Raw genomic sequence first — 19,023 nt, forward strand, 5'->3', positions numbered from 1 at the left:
CCCCCCCCCCCCCCCCCCCCCCCCCCCCCCCCCCCCCCCCCCCCCCCCCCCCCCCCCCCCCCCCCCCCCCCCCCCCCCCCCCCCCCCCCCCCCCGCGCCCGTAGGCTGCTCCCCTCGGCCTACAGGTGCCGCTCGTCGACGCCGTCGTAGGCGGAGAGCGGACGGATGAGGGCGTTGGACGCCGCCTGCTCGATGACGTGCGCCGTCCACCCGGTGACCCGCGACGCCACGAACAGCGGCGTGAACATCTCGGTGTCGAAGCCCATCAGGTGGTACGCGGGCCCCGACGGGTAGTCGAGGTTGGGGTGGATGCCCTTGCGCGCGACGAACTCGCGCTCGAGCGCGTCGGAGAGCGCAGCGACATCCGGCCGGCCGTAGTACTCGATGAGCGTGTCGAGCGCGGCGGTCATGGTCGGTACGCGCGAGTCGCCGTTCTTGTACACGCGGTGCCCGAAGCCTATGATCTTGCGCTTCTCGGCGAGCGCCGCATCGAGCCACGCCACGACGTTCTCGGCTGAGCCGATCTCGTCGAAGACGTGCATGACGGCCTCGTTGGCGCCGCCGTGCAGCGGGCCCTTCAGCGCGCCGATCGCGCCGACGACCGCCGAGTACAGGTCGGAGAGCGTCGAGGTGATCACGCGCGCCGTGAACGTCGACGCGTTGAACGAGTGCTCGGCGTACAGGATCATCGACACGTCGAACGCGTCGACGACGAGCGGGTCGGGCACCTCGCCGAACGCCATGTGGAGGAAGTTCGCCGAGTAGTCGAGGTCGTCGCGCGGCGGCACGATCTCGTGGCCGCGGCGGCGGCGCTGGTCGTAGGCCACGACCGCGGGCAGTGCCGCGAAGAGCCGCGTCGCCTTCGCGAGGTTCGCCTCGGGGCTCGGGTCGTCGGCCGCCGGGTCGGACGCGCCGATGACGCTGACGGCGGTGCGCACGACGTCCATCGGATGGCATGTGGTGGGCAGCAGATCGATGGCGGCCCTCACGTTCGGCCGCAGCGCGCGCTCCGCGCGCTCGGCGGCGCGGAACTCGGCCAGCTCCGCGGCATCCGGCAACTCGCCGTGCCAGAGCAGGTACGCGACCTCCTCGAAGCGCTTGGCGGCGGCGAGCTCCTGCACCGGGTAGCCGCGGTACAGCAGCGAGTTGGTCTCCGGGTTCACCTTGGAGATGGCGGTCGTGTCGACGACGACCCCCGCGAGGCCCTTGCGGATGTCGGGCGCCGCGGCCGGCGCCGTCGTCAGGGTGTCGGTCATGATGGCTCGCTTTCGTTCCGGCCGGCGCGCGTCAGCGTGCGACGGTGAAGTTGAAGATCGAGGTGTCGAAGTGGTTGTAGCCCTCGTAGTCGATGAGCTCGTACAGGTCGGCGCGGTGCTGCATCTCGGGCAGGAGGCGCGTGAGCGCACCGGCATCCGTCAGCTCGTCGAGCCCGCGGCCGGCGGCGCCCATCGCGATGCGGAGGAGCGAGACCGGCCAGATCACGATGTTCATGCCGACGTCGGCGAGCTGCTGCGCGGTGAAGAGGTCGCTCTTGCCGAACTCGGTCATGTTGGCCAGCAGCGGCACGTCGACCGCGGCGCGGATCGCAGCGAACTCCTCTAGCGAGGCCATCGCCTCTGGGAAGATCGCGTCGGCTCCGGCGTCGACGAGGCGCTTGGCCCGGTCGACAGCGGCATCGAGCCCGTCGACGGCGCGGATGTCGGTGCGCGCCATGATCAGGAAGTTCTCGTCGCGGCGCGCATCGACCGCCGCGGCGATCCGCTGCAGGGCCGTGTGCTCGTCGACCACCTGCTTGCCGTCGAGGTGGCCGCACCGTTTGGGGTTGACCTGGTCCTCGATGTGCAGGCCGGCGAGGCCGGCGTCCTCCATCTCCTGGATGGTGCGGGCCACGTTCATGGGCTCGCCGAAGCCCGTGTCGGCGTCGATGATCGCGGGCAGCTCGGTCATCCGGGCGATTTGCCTGCCGCGACCGGCGACCTCGGAGAGCGTCGTGAGCCCGATGTCGGGCAGGCCGAGGTCGGCCGAGAGCACGGCGCCTGAGATGTACACGCCCTCGAAGCCCTTGCGTTCGATGAGCCGGGCCGAGAGTGGGTTGAACGCGCCCGGGAAGCGAAGCAGCTCGCCGGTCGCGAGGCGCTCGCGGAAGAGCCGGCGCTTCTCGTGCGCGGGCGTCTGTGCGTACAGCATGGGTCCTCCTGAGGGTCCGGGCTAGAAGAGGCCGTGGGGCGTCTCGACCGAGGCGAGCACGCCGGGTGCGGCGATGATGGTCAGCTGCCCGAGCTCCTCGGCGGTCAGCAGTGGCAGGCGCTGCGCGACATCCAGGAACCGCTCGATCTCGGCCGGCTCGAGGACGTCGGCGGCCAGCGTGCGGAACTTCTGCACGTACTGCTCGCGCCCGAAGGGCCGTGCGCCGAGGGGGTGCGCGTCGGCGACCGCGATATCGTCGGCGATCGTCGTGCCATCGGCCAACGTGATCACCACTCGGCCGCCGAACGCCTTCTCGGCGATGTCGAGCGAATGGTAGCGGCGGGTCCACTCCTCGTCCTCGACCGTGGTGACCTTGCGCCACAGCTCGACCGTGTCGGGGCGTCCGGCGCGCTCGGGTGCGTACGAGTCGACGTGATGCCAGGCGCCGTCGAGGAACGCGACGGTGAAGATGTACGGAATGGAGTGGTCGAGCGTCTCGCGCGACGCCGTCGGGTCGTACTTCTGCGGGTCGTTCGCGCCCGAGCCGATGACGACGTGCGTGTGGTGCGAGGTGTGGATGACGACGCTCTCGATCCGCGACGGGTCGGCGACGAGCTCGGGGTGCTCGTGGTGGAGCTTGCGGGCGAGGTCGATCCAGGCCTGCGCCTGGTACTCGGCCGAGTGCTCCTTGGTGTAGGTGTCGAGGATGGCGCGCTTGGCCTCGCCGCGCTCGGGCAACGGCACGTCGTACGCGCCATCCGGCCCGTCGAGCAGCCACGCGATCACGCCGTCCTCGCCCTCGTAGATCGGGGTCGGGCTGGTCTCGCCGCGCATCGCGCGGTCGACCGCCTCGACGGCCATCTTGCCCGCGAACGCGGGGGCGTGCGCCTTCCACGTCGAGATCTCGCCCTTGCGCGACTGGCGGGTCGCGGTGGTGGTGTGCAGGGCCTGGCCGACGGACTGGAAGATCGTCTCGGGGTCGAGGCCCAGGAGCGTTCCGATGCCGGCAGCGGCCGACGGGCCGAGATGGGCGACGTGGTCGATCTTGTGCTTGTGCAGCGAGATCGCCTTCACGAGGTCGACCTGGATCTCGTAGCCGGTTGCGATGCCGCGCACGAGGTCGCGACCCGTGAGGCCCCGGGCGGCCGCGAGGTGCTGGGCAACCGCGACGATCGGCGGGATGTTGTCGCCCGGATGCGAGTACTCGGCCGCGAGGAACGTGTCGTGGAAGTCGAGCTCGCGCACGGCGACGCCGTTCGCCCATGCGGCCCACTCGGGGCTCGTGCGGCGTGCCGGAGCGACGCCGAACACGGTCGCTCCGTCGCCGCCGACCGAGACCGGGTGCGAGAGCGCCTGCGAGCGCGCGGCGACCACGGGCCGGCGGGTGAGGGATGCCGCGGCGACCGACGCATTGTCGATGACGCGGTTGACGACCATCTCGGTCACCTCGTCGGTCACCTCGACCGGGTCGGCGGCGACCTCGGCGATCTTCCAGGCGAGCTGGCCCTCGCGGGCCAGGTTCTCGTCGCTGCGATGGACGCGGACGTGGTGCAGCTGCACGATGGGACCTTCCGTTCTATGCGGCGTCGGCCGAGGTGGCCAGCGCGTTGGTCAGGCTCATGTGCAGGTGCACATGCGTGGCGTGGGAGGCGAGCTCGGCGTCGCGCGCGAGGATCGCGTCGACGATGAGCAGGTGCTCGCCGGCGGCGGCGCGGAGCCGCTCGGGGTTGTGTCGCGACAGCCGCCGGATGCGCGCCGAGTGCAGCTGCACGCTGCGCAGTGCCGTCGCGAGGAACGGGTTGGCGACCGCGGCCTCGATCGCATCGTCGAGGTCGTCGACGATCGCGAAGTAGGCGGCCAGGCCCGCCTCGCCCTGGGTCAGCAGCTGCGGCGTATCGCGGAGGCGGTCGCGGATGCGTTCGAACGGCGCGTCGTCGTGTCGCTGCGCGGCGAGGCCGGCGGCCTTCGCCTCGAGCGCCTCGCGCAGTTCGTAGAGCGAGACGATGTCGTCGCGGTCGACGCCCGTGACGACGGTGCCGCGACCGGATGCCTCGACGAGCCCGTCGGCGGCGAGCTGCCGGAGCGCCTCGCGGACCGGGGTGCGGCTCACGCCGAGCCGGGTCGACTGCTCGACCTCCTGCAGCACGGTGCCCGGCTCGAGCGCGCCGTCGAGGATCTCGCTGCGGAGGGTGCGGTAGGCACGATCACCGGCTCGCATCAGTCTCCCTTCGACATCGACGTCTGGCCTCAATGTATACACGCGCGGCACGTAATCCGCAATTCTCGCGGAAATTCGTCCTCTGAGTTGGCGCGCCAGCGCATGTGTGTATACATTGGATGGACTCGCGCCAGAGCCGGCGCGAACCGACAGCACGTCCCGAGGCAGTGGCACCGTCGCCCTTCCTCGGTGGGGAGGAACGGCGATGGGCACGACCGAGACGCGCACGCACGCGGACGAGTACCGGCGGAGCGTCGAGCATCCGGGCGAGTTCTGGCTCGAGGCATCCGCTCTCGTCGACTGGGTCACGCCGCCCGCCCGCGCCCTCGACGAGTCGGCCGCACCGATCTACCGGTGGTTCCCGGACGGCACGCTCAACGTCAGCGCGAACGCGCTCGACCGCTGGGTGGCCGCCGGCCGCGGCGACCAGGTCGCGCTCGCGTACGACTCCGCCATGACGGGGTCGAAGCGCACGTTCACCTACGCCGAGCTGCTGCACGAGGTCTCGCTGTTCGCCGGCGTGCTGCGGGGTCGCGGCGTGGAGCGCGGCGACCGCGTGGCGATCTACCTGCCGATGACGCCCGAGGCGGTCATCGCGATGCTCGCGTGCGCGCGCATCGGCGCCGTGCACTCGGTCATCTTCGGCGGCTTCGCGGCGAACGAGCTCGCGGTGCGCATCCAGGACGCCGAGCCGAAGGTCATCGTGACCTCGTCGGGCGGACTGGAGCCGGGCCGCACGGTCGAGTACCTGCCGATCGTCGAGAAGGCGCTGGCGATGATCGTCGGAGACCGGTCGGTGACGGAGGCGGTGACCTCGTCGATCTCCGTGATCTCCGAGGACGAGCTCAGCGTCGAGACCGTGATCGTGCGGAACCGCGAGGCGGTGCCCGGCGATGCTGCGGAGTTCGACGGGCGGGTCGGCGTGCGCTGGGTGGACTGGGCGACCGAGCTCGCCACGGCGTCGCCGGTCGCTCCCGTCGAGGTGACGGCGACCGATCCGCTCTACATCCTCTACACGTCGGGCACGACAGGCACGCCCAAGGGCGTCGTGCGCGACCACGGCGGGTACGCCGTGGCGCTCGCCTGGTCGATGCGGAACATCTACGACATCCACCCCGGCGACGTGATGTGGACGGCGTCCGACGTCGGCTGGGTCGTCGGCCACAGCTACATCGTCTACGGGCCGCTGCTCGCGGGCGCCACGACCGTGCTCTACGAGGGCAAGCCGGTCGGCACGCCCGACGCGGGCGCGTTCTGGCGCATGGTCGAGGAGTACCGCGTGAAGGTGCTGTTCTCGGCGCCGACGGCGGTGCGCGCCATCCGTCGTGAGGATCCCGGTCTCGAGCATCTGAAGCGGTACGACACGTCGAGCCTCGAGGCGCTGTTCCTCGCCGGCGAACGCCTCGACACCGAGACCTACCACTGGATCAACGACGCGCTGCACTGCCCGGTGGTCGACCACTGGTGGCAGACCGAGACCGGCTGGGCGATCGCCGCGTACCCGCGCGGCATCGAGCCGCTGCCGGTGAAGCCCGGCTCCCCCACCGTGCCCGTGCCCGGCTACCGCGTCGCGATCGTGGATGGCAGAGGTCGACCGGTCGCGACCGGCAGGGAGGGCAACATCGTGCTCGAGCTGCCCCTGCCGCCGGGAAGCCTGCCGACGCTCTGGGGCGGCGACGAGAAGTACGTCTCGTCGTACCTCACCGCGTTCCCCGGCCACTACGCGACCGGCGACTCGGGCTACCTCGACGACGACGGGTACGTCTACGTGATGGGGCGAACGGATGACGTCATCAACGTCGCCGGGCACCGGCTCTCGACCGGCGGGCTCGAGGAGGCGCTGAACCACCATCCGGCGATCGCCGAGGTCGCCGTGATCGGCGTCAAGGACGAGCTCAAGGGCCAGCGCGCCGCCGGCTTCGTGACGCTCAAGCACGGCACGGTCGTCGACCACGACGTGCTCGTGAAGGAGCTCGTCGCGCTCGTGCGCGAGACGGTCGGTCCGGTCGCGGCGTTCCGCGACGTGACGGTGCTCGAGCGGCTGCCCAAGACCCGCTCGGGCAAGATCCTTCGCAAGACCATGCGGCAGATCGCCGACGGCGAGCCGTACAAGGTACCCGCCACCATCGAGGATCCGACCGTGCTCACGGCGCTCGAGGCGGCGCTCGCCCGATAGCTCAGGCTGACGACCCGTTCAGGCCCTCGTCGACCAGGTCGCCGCGCGTGGCTGACCGCACCGGGTAGTGACGCCCATCGAGCCCGCTCGAACGGTGTCGCCGTGTGACGCCGCCCCTTGCCCGGAGTGAGGGTTGCTCAGGATGATGAGCGCGGACTAACCACCGTACTGTCCTCGGGGGTCGCGGCGTTTCCCTCACCTGGCGCCGCGACCCCGCGACGGGGAGGTTCACTCGGGCGGCCCGGCGCGCGACGACGCCGATGCCGAGAACACGCCCCGCTCGACGACGACCGAGACCGTCGCCTCCGCGCCCGAAACCTCGCAGCCGACGAGCCGCCCGCCGTTCCGCGCAGCGAGCCGCCCGGCGAGACCGCACGGCTCCCCCGCCACCGCACCGGACACCGCATCGGCCGCGGCGAGCGCCGCCGCATCCGCCGCGTTGGCGGCTTCCTGTGAGGCGACGGACGCGGCGAGGACCGCGACCAGTCCCGCCGCGAGCGCGACGATCGCACCCGCGATCGCGATCGCGAGCACCGTGGCTGCGCCGCGCTCATGGGCTGTCCGAGTGGAGGGCGGGCTCGGGAGCGGATCGAGTCCGTGCTGCTGCCGGAGACGCCATCGCCTGCGCGACGCGGGGAGAGCGGCATCGGCCGAATACCTCGCTGCCCCGTTCCAGGCGAGCAGCCCGTGCCGCGCGGGCGGCCCGGGTCGCGAACGTCCGCCTGCGCACACAGTCACAGTCCGCCTCGCATGGCGCACGACTCGGCACGCAACTCGAGTGCCGACAGCACGCCGCCGGCGCTTCCGGTCAGGGTCGCGCAGACGAACGGCTCGTCGGTGCTCGTCGACAGCCGGGCCCCGGCCGCGTTGCGTGCCGCGATGCCTGCAGCGACCGCCGCGCTCTCGCCGCGCCCGAGCGCACGCGCAGCGTCGGCCGCGGCATCCGCAAGACGCACCTGCACTGCGGCCACGTGTACCGCCGCCAGGCACGCGGCGAGCACCAGCGCGATCGCGGGCAGCGCGACGGCGAACTCGGCCGTCACGCTGCCGCGCTCGCGCTCACCCCACCGTGAGCGCATTCCGCACGAGGTCGGTGAGGATGCCGCGCACCTCGTCGCCGCGGAGGATCACGACGAGCAGGCCCGCGAACCCGACAGCCGCCATGGTGGCGACCGCGTACTCCGCCGTCGCCGCGCCGCGCTCGCCGGCCAGTCGGCGGGCCAGGCGCCGGAGCCGCGCTCGGGTCGGCGCGATGCCGGCGCGGAGGCGGCCTGCCGACGCACGCGGGCCTTCGGCGGATCCGATGGATCCGGTGGATGGGATGTTCGACATGGGGTTCCTCTCACAGGGCCGCGGAAGCGGCGACGATGGCACGAGTCGGAACCGCCCTCATGCGGCACCGCCGAGGGTGCCGGTGACGACGGAGACAATGAGCGGCGCAACGCCGAGCAGCACGAAGGCGGGCAGGACGCAGCAGCCGAGGGGGATCATGAGGCGCACGCCGAGCGCCGCCGCCCGCCCGGCACCGGCGGCGCGGGCCGCGCCGCGGAGGCGGGCCGCTTCGGCACGGAGCAGCTCGGCGACGGGGGCACCGGCCTCTTCGGCCAATCGGAGCACGGGCGCCGCCTCGGAGGACCTCGCGAGCTCGGGCAGGTGCGACGCGAGCGCGCGCGCCACGTGCGCCTCCGCCCTCGCGAGCGAGGCACCGCTCGTGAGCGCCACCGCAAGCAGTTCGAGCTCGAGACCCGCGGACGGCGTGGCGTCGGCGGCGCGGCGCACGAGCGAACGGCTCCATCGGGCACCGGCCCACAGGAGGGCCGAGCCGACCACGAGGCAGGCGAGTCCGATCGGGTTGCCGACGAGCACGCCGAACGTGTCGAAGCCGAGCAGCACCCCGAACAGCACGGCGATCACCGGCAGCGCCGCCACGAGTCGCGCACTGGCTGCAGGCCCGGCGAGGGCGGCCGCCGCCTCACGGCGCAGTTGCGCCTCGTCGCGCAACGCCCCCGCGAGCACGCCGAGCGTTCCCGCGAGCGGTGCGCCCGCCGCATCCGCCACGGCCCACGCCGCCGCGAGTGTCGACCATGCGGGCGACGCGTCGCGGTGTTCGCTGCGCGCGCGCTCGATTGCCGGCGCGACCGGCTCCCCCTCGGCGGCCGCGCTCGCCGCCGCCGTGGCGACCGCGGTGTCGGCCGATGCCACGCCCGCGCCGGCCGCGGTGCGCGTCGGCGGCGACGCGACGGTCGCACCCTCGGGGTCGATGTTCCGCCAGGCGGCGGCCGGTCCGAGCCCCGCAGCGAGGAGGGCCGCGAGCCGTTCGGCAGCGGCCGCCACGCGGTCGATGGCGGCCGGGGGCTCGGCGTGCCGTCCATGGAGACGCACGAGGATCTCCCGGAACGACCTCGCAGCCCCATCGCGCCTCGAGCTCAGCACGGGGCCATCCCGAGGCGACCGTCGTCGAGCCGGAAGCGCCCGACCTGCGCGACACGGCGACGACCGTCCACGCGCTCGAGGTGCACGACCAGATCGAACGCGCTCACGGCCTGGCGCGCGACCGCGTCGGCCGACATGCCGGCCGTCGACCCGAGCGCCTCGAGCCGCGCCGGCACGTCGTCGAGCGAGTTCGCGTGCAGCGTTCCGGCGCCGCCGTCGTGCCCGGTGTTGAGCGCGGCGAGCAGTTCGCGCAACTCGGGCCCGCGGCACTCCCCCACGACGAGCCGGTCGGGTCGCATGCGGAGCGCCTCACGGAGCAGCACGTCGAGTCCGATGCGTCCGCTGCCCTCGAGGTTCGCCTGCCGCGCCTCGAGCGCGACGACATGCGGGTGCCCGATCCGGAGCTCCGCCACATCCTCGAGCAGGACGACGCGCTCACGCGGCCCCGCCTCGCCGAGCAGCGCACCCAGCAGCGTCGTCTTGCCCGATCCGCCCGCGCCGGTCACCAGGATGTTCCGGCGCTCGGCGACCGCACCCCGCAGCAGGGTCTCCTGCTCGCGATCGAGCATGCCCGCCCTGGCGAGCGCGGCGAGGGAGAAGTCGGCGACGCGTGGCACCCGCACCGACACGAGCGTGCCCGTCGAGGACAACGGCGGGAGGACGGCATGCACCCGGATGCCCCGACCCAGGCGGACGTCGACGGCGGGCGTCGCCTCGTCGACGTGCCGGCCGCCGCGGGCGATGAGCTGAACGGCGAGCGCCCGAACCTCGGGCTCGGCGGCGGTCCACGACGGTTCGTGCTCGGGTCCGATGCCGCGATCGATCCACAGGCCGCGTTCCCCGTTCACGAAGAGATCGGTTACCGGGCCGGATGCGGCGTACGGAGCGAGCGGACCGAGCAGCGCGAGCTCATCGGCGGCGACGCCACCGGTGGGAGCGGATGGTGGTGACATCCCGGTGGATGACGCCGCGAACGGCAGCGGTCGGCCTGGACCCTCACCGTCGCCGGGCACCGCCGCCGACCGCTCGGCGAGGGCGGGCTCGACGAGCGCGGACTCGACGAGCGGGGGCTCGACGAGCGCGGATTCCCACGAGGGGACGGGGACGAACGGACGAGGCATGCCGCCGACGCTAGGCCCCCGCACGCCCGGCTCCGCCGGGATCGGCGCCGGAGACGGAACGAGCCCTCCGCCACGCCGTTGTGGAGGAGGGCTCGTTCCATGGCATCCGCCGAGTGGTCGTCGGAGCCGTTAACAGAAGGGGGCGGCACCCATTGGGGGGAACAGGTGCCGCCTCGGCAACGCAAGGATTGGGGGGAATCACGAGCGTTGCAGGCCTCGAAACGAAACGTCCGGGCGGTACTCAGTGTATGGGTTACGGATCCATGCGCAAGCACTTTTTGTCCTCATTTGTGCCGACACTCAGAAATCTCTTCGACTTCCTCCATAGCCGAGGTCGACAGCCACGGATTCGTTGGAGAAATCGTCAGGAGACGACGCATTCCGAAGGTCCGAAACCGTGGCGCTCCAGCGCGGATGCCGCTCGAGAGGGGCACGCGATACGCCGGGGTCCCTCTCACGACCCCTCCTCGGGCCGTGGATACCGCTCAGGATACGCCTCACCGCCGACCTCGGACGAACGACACGCACTGCGCCGGGCGGTAGTCTGCTGTGTGGGGCAGGCGAACCCACCGTTTGTTGATTTCGCGAAGGAGCGATCGCACCACTATGAACGCGCAGATCGATCACGCGCTCGAGGAGATCCGGCGCTTCCGCCCGAGTCCCGAGTTCGCCGCCCAGGCCGTCGCCGACGAGGGCCTCTACGACGCCGCCCGGGCAGACCGGCTCGGCTTCTGGGCCGACCAGGCCCGCACGCTCCTCCAGTGGGAGAAGCCCTTCACCCGCACGCTCGACTGGTCGAACCCTCCGTTCGCGAAGTGGTTCGACGACGGCGAGCTCAACGTCGCCGTCAACTGCCTCGACCGGCACGTCGAGGCCGGACTCGGCGACCGCGTCGCGCTCCTCTGGGAGGGCGAGCCCGGCGACTCGCGCGCCATCACCTACGCCGAGCTGACCGATGAGGTCAAGCGGGCCGCGAACACGCTGACCGACCTGGGCGTCGGCGAGCACGATCGCGTCGCGATCTACCTGCCGATGATCCCCGAAGCCGTGGTGGCCATGCTCGCGTGCGCGCGCATCGGCGCCATCCACTCGGTGGTCTTCGGCGGGTTCAGCGCCGACAGCCTCGCCTCGCGCATCGACGACGCCGAGGCATCCGTGGTCATCACAGCCGATGGCGGCTACCGCAAGGGCCGCGTCTTCCCGCTCAAGCCCGTGGTCGACGAGGCGCTCGGCAAGAGCGAGGGCGGCACGGTGCGCAAGGTCCTCGTCGTCAAGCGCGGCGAGAACGAGGTCGACTGGAACGCCGACCGCGACCTCTGGTGGCACGAGACCGTCTCGACCGCATCGAACGAGCACGAGGCGAAGGGGTTCGAGGCCGAGCACCCGCTGTTCATCCTCTACACGTCCGGCACCACCGGGAAGCCGAAGGGCATCCTGCACACCTCGGGCGGATACCTCACGCAGGCCGCGTTCACGCACAAGAACGTGTTCGACCTGCACCCCGAGCGCGACGTCTACTGGTGCACCGCCGACGTGGGCTGGATCACGGGCCACTCCTACGTGGTCTACGGGCCGCTCGCCAACGGCGCCACCCAGGTGATCTACGAGGGCACGCCCGACACGCCGCACCCCGGCCGGTGGTGGGAGATCGTCGAGAAGTACAAGGTCTCGATCCTGTACACGGCGCCCACCGCCATCCGCTCGTTCATGAAGCTCGGCCGGCAGATCCCGCACGAGTTCAACCTGCGCTCGCTGCGCCTGCTCGGCTCGGTCGGCGAGCCGATCAACCCCGAGGCCTGGATCTGGTACCGCCACGTCATCGGCGGCGGCTCGATCCCGGTCGTCGACACGTGGTGGCAGACCGAGACCGGCGCGATCATGATCTCGGCGCTGCCGGGCGTCACCGACCTCAAGCCCGGCGCCGCGCAGGTGCCGATCCCGGGCGTCTCGATCAGCATCCTCGACGACGACGGCACCGAGATCCACGGCGAGGGCGGCGGGCTGCTCGTCGCGACCGAGCCGTGGCCGTCGATGCTGCGCGGGATCTGGGGCGACCCCGAGCGCTTCAAGGAGACGTACTGGGAGAAGTTCGGCGACAAGTACTTCGCCGGCGACGGTGCCCGGCGCGACGAGGACGGCGACTTCTGGCTGCTCGGCCGCGTCGACGACGTCATGAACGTCTCGGGCCACCGCCTGTCGACCGCCGAGATCGAGTCGTCCCTCGTCGCCCACCCGTGGACGGCCGAGGCGGCCGTGGTCGGCGCCTCCGACGAGACCACGGGCCAGGCGGTCGTCGCGTTCGTCATCCTCAAGGCGAGCCAGGTCTCGCACGTGAACGACCCGTTCGAGGCGAGCGAGGAGCTGCGCAAGCACGTCGCCACGCAGATCGGCGCCATCGCGCGGCCTCGCCAAGTGTTCATCGTCAACGAGCTGCCGAAGACGCGCTCGGGCAAGATCATGCGGCGCCTGCTGCGCGACCTCGCCGAGGGCCGCGAGATCGGCGACACCACGACCCTCGCCGACACGTCGATCATGCAGGTGATCAGCGCGCAGGTGCGCTGAGGCCCTTCGCAGAGCGGATGCCGCGGCGGGCGAGTCCCGCCGCGGCATCCGTTCGCTCCCTGAATGCCCGCGCCCCGGTTCGCACGTGCGAGACGTGGGCGGCGGCATCCGCTCGCTCGATGGCAGCCCCGGCCCGGGCCCCGGTCGCACACGCGAGACCTCCCTCGAGGCATCCGCTCGCGCCATGCCCCACACGCGGTCCGCCGGCGCCTCCATGTGCATCTCGGGTTCGCAGGAGAATCGACGATGCGCATGACGATTCGGTTGCATCGGTCCTGCGCATCGTCCATTCGCCTTCAGACCTGTCAACGCTTGGAGTCATCCCCACGGACGTGCAACCCAGGCCCGCCCGCAATTCTGACCGTCTCCTGCTGAATCGGCCGAAGCGCCGGCGATCCTGACCAACGATGCAGCCCTTGCGCCACTGCCAAGAGGATCTGCTCCTCAGTCGCACCCCATCGATCCATCACGTCCGCGTAGCCGTAGCGCAGCACGGTGAAACCCTGGAGGACGAGCCGCGCGTCCTCTTCTCTGTCGCGCTGCCGATGCTGCTTCGTGGAATGGAATGTGTCTCCATCGAACTGCAGCACGAGTCGTTCGCCGATCAGCCCATCCACCTTGTGCCCGTCGACTTGCACCTGCGGAATCATCTCGATTCCGCGCCGCGCGAGCCGCAGCCGCGGCAAGGTCTCGATGCCGCTGTCGGCTCGACCATCCGAGTCGACGACCGCGTCGGCGAAGCGCCCGCCCACCTCGACTGCGAGCCGGAGAAGCTGCGGCCTGCGAACCAGCTTCTTGTTGAGGGCCGAATCGATGATCGCGACCGCGTGCTCATGGGGCTGGCATCGGGCGACGCCGACCAGCACGTTCGCGATCGGGTCTATCGCGATACGGGTGGTGACGTGAACAGGCGGCTCGGACCAGTGCACGATCTCGCGCGGCGCGACCCCTGAGGAAGCAGATTCCGTTAGACGAAGGCGGCTGGCCGTCGGCTGCGCCGCGACGTGGAAGCGCCCGTCATCGATCGTCCACAGCCCCAGATGGGCGGCAGCGGAGAGGCATGCCAGCCTGCCACCGATCCTCACTGCACGCAGCAGCGGAGGTGCGCACTCCGGAGTCGCGACCCAGTCGCGCCGGACACGCACGACGTGACCGCGCCGGATCGACGCCCGGACGGTGTCACGCGTCGCGCCGGCGTCGTACAGCGCGCTGCGGTGGGCAATGCCGCCGAGACGGCGGACGAGGTCGGGCGGAGACTCGCTCAGCATCGTCCGATCGTCGCGCACCGATGGGGTCGGTATGCGGCCGCATCGAAGATCCGCTCGGGCTGGACGGCGACTCGCGCCTGTGGAGGACGGGCGCGCGGCGGCGGACTACTGGCGCGACTCAGGAGAACCTGCGGTTTACAGGACCGATCTGCGGAATCCGGCATGTAGAGCGCGGTATCTCCTGTGGACCGCGGGAAGCGAGTGTGGTCCGGGCGGGGCATGCCGGGTCGGGTCGGGTAGGGGTTCCGTGCTCGCCGCGTGGCTTCGCGGGAGGCTCGCCGACGTGCCGCGGCCGTCAATACAGGAGAGCCCGCGGTCCACAGGACGGATCTGCGGAATCCGGCATGTAGAGCGCGGAATCTCCTGTAGACCGATGGTCCGTGCGCGGCGCGCGGAGCGGCGCGGTGCGCGGCGCGCGCTACGCGAACTCGACGATCAGCTCGACCTCGACCGGGGCGTCGAGCGGGAGGGCGGCGACGCCGACGGCCGACCGGGCGTGGCGACCGGCGTCGCCGAAGACCTCGCCGAGCAGCTCGGAGGCGCCGTTGACGACGCCCGGCTGGCCGGTGAAGGCGGGATCGGATGCCACGAAGCCGACGAGCTTCACGACGCGCGTCACGCGATCGAGCGAACCGAGCTCGGCGCGCACCGCCGCGAGGGCATTGAGCGCGCAGAGCCGCGCGTACGACTTGGCGTCGTCGGCGGAGACGAGTCCCTCGCCTTCGCCGACCTTGCCCGTCGCGGGCAGCGCACCCGACACGAACGGCAGCTGGCCCGACGTGTAGACGAGCGACCCCGTGGCGACGGCGGGCACGTACGCGGCGACGGGCGCGGCGACATCCGGCAACTCGATGCCCAGCTCAGCGAGCCGCGCCTCCACCGACCCCGAACCCGACCCCGAGCCCGAACCCGAACCCGAGCCCGAACCCGACCCCGAACCCGAACCAGCGCCCATCAGGCGCCGCCCTCGAACTGCTTCGCGGCCTGCGCGGCCGCGGCCGCACCGGCGGATGCCGCGGCCGAGGGCTCCCCGCCGGCGGGACGCTTCAGGTAGGCGACGAGCCCGCCCTCGGGGCCTTGCACGACCTGCACGAGCTCCCAGCCCTGCGCGCCCCAGTTGTTGAGGATCGCGGCCGTGTTGTGGATGAGCAGTGGGGTGGTGATGTACTCCCAGGCGGGCATGACGCTCCTTCGAGCCGGCGGTTGCGTGTGGAGTCGGCGGCAGGGTCGCGGGCGCGCGCGCTCGCGGGCACGCGTGGGCGCACCGGGTTTTTGCCAGCCTTCTCGGTTAAGCTCCACTATATGTCTGCCCAAAAACCCTTGAGTGATGCCGCCACGGGCGTCCTCGGCTTCGTCGGCATGAGCGCACTCGCCGGAATCCTCGTGACGGCCGCGGTGACCCCCGCGCTGGCCGTCACGGGCATGGCCGCCAACAACAGCATCAGCATGTTCGAGAACCTCCCGGCCTACCTCGACATCAGCGAACTCTCGCAGAAGACCGACATCTACGCGACGCAGGCCGACGGCACGGTCGTGCCGCTCGCATCGTTCTTCGACGAGAACCGCGAAGAGGTCGCGTGGGAGCAGATCAGCCAGTACGTGAAGGATGCCGCGATCGCCGGTGAGGACCCCCGGTTCTACGATCACGGCGGCGTCGACATCCAGGGCACCGTGCGCGGCGCGCTGAGCACGGTCACGGGCAAGGACGTGCAGGGCGGTTCGTCGATCACGCAGCAGTACGTCAAGAACGTGCTGATCAACAACGGCGTGAACAAGGCGACGACCGAGGAGGAGAAGGACGCCGCCTATGCGGAGGCGACCGAGGTCTCGGCCGAGCGCAAGCTGAAGGAGATGCGGTACGCGATCGCGCTCGAGAAGAAGTTCTCGAAGGACGAGATCCTCCGTGGCTACCTGAACATCGCCGCGTTCGGCGGCCGGGTCTACGGCATCGAGTCGGCCTCGCAGTACTACTTCGGGGGCAAGCACGCCGTCGACCTCTCGCTCGCCGAGGCCGCGAGCCTCATCGCGATCGTGAACCACCCCGAGAAGTTCCGCCTCGACCGGCCCGACAGCGAGACGAACGGCGCGAACACGGTGGTCGACGGGCAGCCCGTTCCCTACGCCGAGAACAAGCAGCGGCGCGACTACATCATCGGCGAGATGCTGAAGTACGGGAAGATCACGCAGGAGGAGCACGACGCCGCGATCGCGACGCCGGTCGCCCCGGTGATCACCGATCCGAGCACCGGCTGCCAGACCGCGGGCGGCAGCGCGTACTTCTGCGATTACGTCACGTGGATCATCAAGAACCACTACGACGACCCCGCGACCGAGGATGTCAACGAGGGTGCGCGCCTGCTGCAGCAGGGCGGCCTGCAGGTCTTCACGACCCTCGACCTCGACCTGCAGAACACGGCCGAGACCGCGATCGCCGAGAACGTGCCATCCGTCGACCCGCGCTTCGACGTGGGTTCGGTGGCGGTGAGCGTCGAGCCCGGCACGGGCCGGGTGCTGGCGATGGCGCAGAACAAGAAGTTCACCGCCGACCCCGAGCTCGCCGCGACGAGCGCCGAGTACACGTCGGTGAACTACAGCACCGACTACGAGTACGGCGGCTCGAGCGGCCTGCAGCCGGGTTCGACCTACAAGACGTTCACGCTGGCCGAGTGGCTGAACCAGGGGCACTCGCTGCTCGAGTCGTTCAACGGCGGGCGGCGCACCTTCACGTCGTTCACCGACAGCTGCACGGGCAACTGGAGCGGCAGCTACAACCCGCGCAACGACGACGGTCGCGTCGCGAGCAACGCGGTCGACGCCACGAAGTGGTCGGTCAACACGAGCTTCATGGCGATGGCCCAGCAGCTCGACCTGTGCAAGATCAAGCAGACGGCCGAAGCGTTCGGCATCCATCGCGCCGATGGCGGCGAGTTGCAGATGAACCCCTCCGACGTGCTCGGCACGCAGGAGATCGCGCCGGTCACGATGGCTGCGGCGTTCGCCGGCATGGCCAACAACGGCACGACCTGCAGCCCGATCGCGATCGACCGGATCGTGAAGGCCGATGGCGAGGAGGTTCCGCCGCCGCAGTCGAACTGCGTGCAGTCGGTGACGCCCGAGGTCGCGCACTCCATGGCGTACGCGATGCAGCAGGTCTTCGCGGGCGGCGGCACCGCCACCGCGTCGAACACGGGCTCCGACGTCCCGCACATCGGCAAGACCGGTACGACGGATGGCGCGAAGGACACCTGGATGATCGGCTCGAGCACCGAGGTCGCGACCGCGGTCTGGGTCGGCAACGTGACCGGTGATGCGAACCTGCGCGACCTGAGCTTCGACTCGGGTTCCGCGGCGACGGCGCGTCACCGCATCTGGCCGGCGATCATGGCGGTCGCCGACGGCAAGTACGGCGGCGCCGCGTTCCCCGAGCCCCCGACGGGCGCCTTCAAGCAGGTGCTGGTCGACATCCCGCAGGTCGCGGGGCTCTCGGTCGACCAGGCTCGCCAGGCGATCGAGGCCGCCGGGTTCGTGTTCGAGCAGGGCCCCGAGGTCGACAGCGACCAGCCGAAGGGCACCGTCGCGGGCACCGATCCGTCGGGCCAGGCGGCTCGCGGCTCGGTCGTCCGGGTGCTCATCAGCAACGGCAACGTGGCGAGCGTGCCCGACGTGCGCGGCCAGACGGCCGACCAGGCGAAGGCGACGCTCGAATCGGCGGGCTTCAAGGTGCAGACGCGCGACGAGAACGTCGCCGATCCCGCCCAGGACGGCGTCGTGATCGCGCAGTCGCCCGACGCGGGTGCCACGGCGAAGCCCGGCGACACCATCAGGCTCTCGATCGGCAGGCTCGCAGGAGGCGTGACGCCGCCCGGCAACAACGACTCGTCCGGGAACGACTAGTGCCCGCGGCGCGCTCGACCGCCGCGACGCGCGTCGCCGCGGCGGTCGGCGTCGCGGTGACCGCCGCAGCGGTCTGGGGTTCGCTCATCGAGCGGACGCACTGGACGCTGCGGCGCGTTCAGGTGCCCGTGCTGCCCGCGGGCGCCACGCCGGTGCGCGTGCTGCACGTGTCCGACCTGCACATGGCACCGTGGCAGCGTTCGAAGCAGGAGTGGGTCGCGGCGCTCGCCGCGCTGAAGCCCGACCTCGTGGTGAACACGGGCGACAACCTGGGTCATGAGCGCGGCCTCGAGGGTCTGCGCCGTGCGTTCGCGCCGTTCCGCGGCGTGCCCGGCGTGTTCGTCAACGGCTCGAACGACTACTACGGGCCCGTGCTGAAGAACCCGTTCAGCTACTTCGGCGGCCCGTCGGGTCATCTCACGCGCGCGAAGCGCCTCGATACGGCGGCGATGCTCGAGTTCTTCGACGAACTCGGATGGATCGACCTCGACAACCGCGCGGCGGCGCTCGATCTCCGCGGCACGCACTTCGAGATGTTCGGTGTCGACGACCCGCACAAGGGCTACGACCGGCTCGACCTCATCACGGCGGCGATCGACGACCTGCGGTCCGACGACGCGCTCGGCGACGACGCGTGGCCCGACGCGCCGACGCCGCGCGAGCTGCGACCCACCGTGACCGTCGGCGTCACGCACGCGCCCTACCAGCGGGTGCTGAACTCGTTCGTCACGCACGGCGCACAGCTGCTGCTCGCCGGCCACACGCACGGCGGCCAGGTCTGCCTGCCCGGGTTCGGCGCGCTGGTCACGAACTGCGACATCCCGCGCTCGCAGGTCAGCGGGCTGAGCGTGTGGCGGCACGGCCTGCGCTCGGCGTACCTGCACGTGTCGGCGGGCCTCGGCACGTCGATCACGGCGCCGGTGCGGTTCGCCTGCCCTCCCGAAGCGACCCTGCTCACGCTGGTTCCGGCCGGATGACGCGTGCGCGCGTCGGCGCGTCGGGCGTGGTCAAACGCGGGTGGATTGTGGGCTATCCTTGTTGAGGCCTTCGGGCCAGACGGGGTGTGGCGCAGCTTGGTAGCGCGCTTCGTTCGGGACGAAGAGGTCGCAGGTTCAAATCCTGTCACCCCGACCACGTGAACCCCCTCCTCCGGGAGGGGGTTTC

Annotated in this window: 16 protein-coding genes and 1 tRNA gene; 5 read left to right on the top strand and 12 right to left on the bottom strand. The window is 71.2% G+C overall.

What is annotated here, in order from left to right; translation table 11 throughout:
• Nucleotides 1–119: 119 nt before the first annotated feature.
• Genes ACZ4TW_RS16765 through ACZ4TW_RS16780 form a run of 4 tightly spaced genes read right to left on the bottom strand, consistent with a single transcriptional unit; the run spans nt 120 to nt 4,405 of the window.
• The gene (locus tag ACZ4TW_RS16765) at nt 120–1,256 is read right to left on the bottom strand and encodes a bifunctional 2-methylcitrate synthase/citrate synthase (protein WP_465544418.1); all 1,137 of its coding nucleotides are present in this window, start codon (nt 1,254–1,256) and stop codon (nt 120–122) included.
• Nucleotides 1,257–1,287: 31 nt separating this feature from the next.
• Nucleotides 1,288–2,187 carry a methylisocitrate lyase gene (gene prpB / locus ACZ4TW_RS16770; RefSeq protein ID WP_465544420.1) on the bottom strand — a complete coding sequence of 300 codons (900 nt, stop codon included), beginning with the start codon at nt 2,185–2,187 and terminating at the stop codon, nt 1,288–1,290.
• A 21-nt stretch (nt 2,188–2,208) separates the two neighbouring features.
• Entirely contained in the window at nt 2,209–3,750 is a 1,542-nt protein-coding gene (locus ACZ4TW_RS16775; protein WP_465544602.1) for an MmgE/PrpD family protein, read from the bottom strand.
• 13 nt (nt 3,751–3,763) lie between these two features.
• Nucleotides 3,764–4,405, bottom strand: a complete 642-nt coding sequence (locus ACZ4TW_RS16780) for a GntR family transcriptional regulator (RefSeq protein ID WP_465544422.1) — start codon at nt 4,403–4,405, stop codon at nt 3,764–3,766.
• Nucleotides 4,406–4,610: 205 nt separating this feature from the next.
• On the opposite strand from ACZ4TW_RS16780, the gene ACZ4TW_RS16785 reads away from it, so the two are divergent.
• Nucleotides 4,611–6,581 carry an AMP-binding protein gene (locus ACZ4TW_RS16785; protein WP_465544424.1) on the top strand — a complete coding sequence of 657 codons (1,971 nt, stop codon included), beginning with the start codon at nt 4,611–4,613 and terminating at the stop codon, nt 6,579–6,581.
• 228 nt (nt 6,582–6,809) lie between these two features.
• On the opposite strand, the gene ACZ4TW_RS16790 is transcribed toward ACZ4TW_RS16785, so the two are convergent.
• From ACZ4TW_RS16790 to ACZ4TW_RS16810, 5 genes are read right to left on the bottom strand one after another with little or no spacing between them, the layout of a single operon-like run.
• A complete protein-coding gene (locus ACZ4TW_RS16790; protein WP_465544426.1) occupies nt 6,810–7,340 on the bottom strand; it encodes an Rv3654c family TadE-like protein in 531 nt (176 codons plus the stop codon).
• Nucleotides 7,316–7,624: a TadE family type IV pilus minor pilin gene (locus tag ACZ4TW_RS16795; protein ID WP_465544427.1), complete on the bottom strand. Its 309-nt coding sequence runs from the start codon at nt 7,622–7,624 to the stop codon at nt 7,316–7,318. The genes ACZ4TW_RS16790 and ACZ4TW_RS16795 overlap by 25 nt, the downstream gene beginning before the upstream one ends.
• Nucleotides 7,625–7,640: 16 nt before the next feature.
• Entirely contained in the window at nt 7,641–7,913 is a 273-nt protein-coding gene (locus tag ACZ4TW_RS16800; protein WP_465544429.1) for a DUF4244 domain-containing protein, read from the bottom strand.
• A gap of 57 nt (nt 7,914–7,970) precedes the next feature.
• Nucleotides 7,971–8,963 carry a type II secretion system F family protein gene (locus ACZ4TW_RS16805; RefSeq protein WP_465544431.1) on the bottom strand — a complete coding sequence of 331 codons (993 nt, stop codon included), beginning with the start codon at nt 8,961–8,963 and terminating at the stop codon, nt 7,971–7,973.
• A gap of 44 nt (nt 8,964–9,007) precedes the next feature.
• The gene (locus tag ACZ4TW_RS16810; RefSeq protein ID WP_465544433.1) at nt 9,008–10,135 is read right to left on the bottom strand and encodes a TadA family conjugal transfer-associated ATPase; all 1,128 of its coding nucleotides are present in this window, start codon (nt 10,133–10,135) and stop codon (nt 9,008–9,010) included.
• Nucleotides 10,136–10,741: 606 nt separating this feature from the next.
• Between ACZ4TW_RS16810 and acs the strand changes: the two genes are divergently transcribed.
• Nucleotides 10,742–12,697 (top strand): acetate--CoA ligase, encoded by a 1,956-nt coding sequence (gene acs, locus ACZ4TW_RS16815; RefSeq protein WP_465544435.1) that lies wholly within the window; start codon nt 10,742–10,744, stop codon nt 12,695–12,697.
• Nucleotides 12,698–13,002: 305 nt separating this feature from the next.
• Here the strand turns inward: acs and ACZ4TW_RS16820 are convergent, their stop codons facing one another.
• From ACZ4TW_RS16820 to ACZ4TW_RS16830, 3 genes are all read right to left on the bottom strand, one after another.
• Complete coding sequence (locus ACZ4TW_RS16820) at nt 13,003–13,965, bottom strand: endonuclease domain-containing protein (protein ID WP_465544437.1); 963 nt, start codon at nt 13,963–13,965, stop codon at nt 13,003–13,005.
• Nucleotides 13,966–14,383: 418 nt separating this feature from the next.
• Complete coding sequence (locus ACZ4TW_RS16825; RefSeq protein ID WP_465544439.1) at nt 14,384–14,920, bottom strand: RidA family protein; 537 nt, start codon at nt 14,918–14,920, stop codon at nt 14,384–14,386.
• Complete coding sequence (locus ACZ4TW_RS16830) at nt 14,920–15,147, bottom strand: DUF4177 domain-containing protein (RefSeq protein ID WP_465544441.1); 228 nt, start codon at nt 15,145–15,147, stop codon at nt 14,920–14,922. Before ACZ4TW_RS16830 ends, ACZ4TW_RS16825 begins: the two co-directional genes overlap by 1 nt.
• A gap of 138 nt (nt 15,148–15,285) precedes the next feature.
• On the opposite strand from ACZ4TW_RS16830, the gene ACZ4TW_RS16835 reads away from it, so the two are divergent.
• The 3 genes from ACZ4TW_RS16835 (at nt 15,286) to ACZ4TW_RS16845 (ending at nt 18,993) form a co-directional block, all read left to right on the top strand.
• Entirely contained in the window at nt 15,286–17,859 is a 2,574-nt protein-coding gene (locus tag ACZ4TW_RS16835; RefSeq protein WP_465544443.1) for a transglycosylase domain-containing protein, read from the top strand.
• On the top strand, nt 17,859–18,836 hold the full coding sequence (locus ACZ4TW_RS16840; protein ID WP_465544445.1) for a metallophosphoesterase: 978 nt from the start codon (nt 17,859–17,861) through the stop codon (nt 18,834–18,836). Before ACZ4TW_RS16835 ends, ACZ4TW_RS16840 begins: the two co-directional genes overlap by 1 nt.
• Nucleotides 18,837–18,916: 80 nt before the next feature.
• Nucleotides 18,917–18,993: transfer RNA gene (locus ACZ4TW_RS16845), tRNA-Pro, on the top strand.
• Nucleotides 18,994–19,023: the final 30 nt, after the last annotated feature.

The sequence above is a fragment of the Agromyces sp. NPDC029043 genome, from assembly GCF_055564615.1.

Excerpts from the sequence above, each read along its gene's own strand:
- ACZ4TW_RS16765 (WP_465544418.1), bottom strand. The coding sequence starts at position 1,256 with ATGACCGACACCCTGACGACGGCGCCGGCCGCGGCGCCCGACATCCGC.
- prpB (WP_465544420.1), bottom strand. The coding sequence starts at position 2,187 with ATGCTGTACGCACAGACGCCCGCGCACGAGAAGCGCCGGCTCTTCCGC.
- ACZ4TW_RS16780 (WP_465544422.1), bottom strand. The coding sequence starts at position 4,405 with ATGCGAGCCGGTGATCGTGCCTACCGCACCCTCCGCAGCGAGATCCTC.
- ACZ4TW_RS16785 (WP_465544424.1), top strand. The coding sequence starts at position 4,611 with ATGGGCACGACCGAGACGCGCACGCACGCGGACGAGTACCGGCGGAGC.
- ACZ4TW_RS16800 (WP_465544429.1), bottom strand. The coding sequence starts at position 7,913 with ATGTCGAACATCCCATCCACCGGATCCATCGGATCCGCCGAAGGCCCG.
- ACZ4TW_RS16810 (WP_465544433.1), bottom strand. The coding sequence starts at position 10,135 with ATGCCTCGTCCGTTCGTCCCCGTCCCCTCGTGGGAATCCGCGCTCGTC.
- acs (WP_465544435.1), top strand. The coding sequence starts at position 10,742 with ATGAACGCGCAGATCGATCACGCGCTCGAGGAGATCCGGCGCTTCCGC.
- ACZ4TW_RS16820 (WP_465544437.1), bottom strand. The coding sequence starts at position 13,965 with ATGCTGAGCGAGTCTCCGCCCGACCTCGTCCGCCGTCTCGGCGGCATT.
- ACZ4TW_RS16825 (WP_465544439.1), bottom strand. The coding sequence starts at position 14,920 with ATGGGCGCTGGTTCGGGTTCGGGGTCGGGTTCGGGCTCGGGTTCGGGT.
- ACZ4TW_RS16830 (WP_465544441.1), bottom strand. The coding sequence starts at position 15,147 with ATGCCCGCCTGGGAGTACATCACCACCCCACTGCTCATCCACAACACG.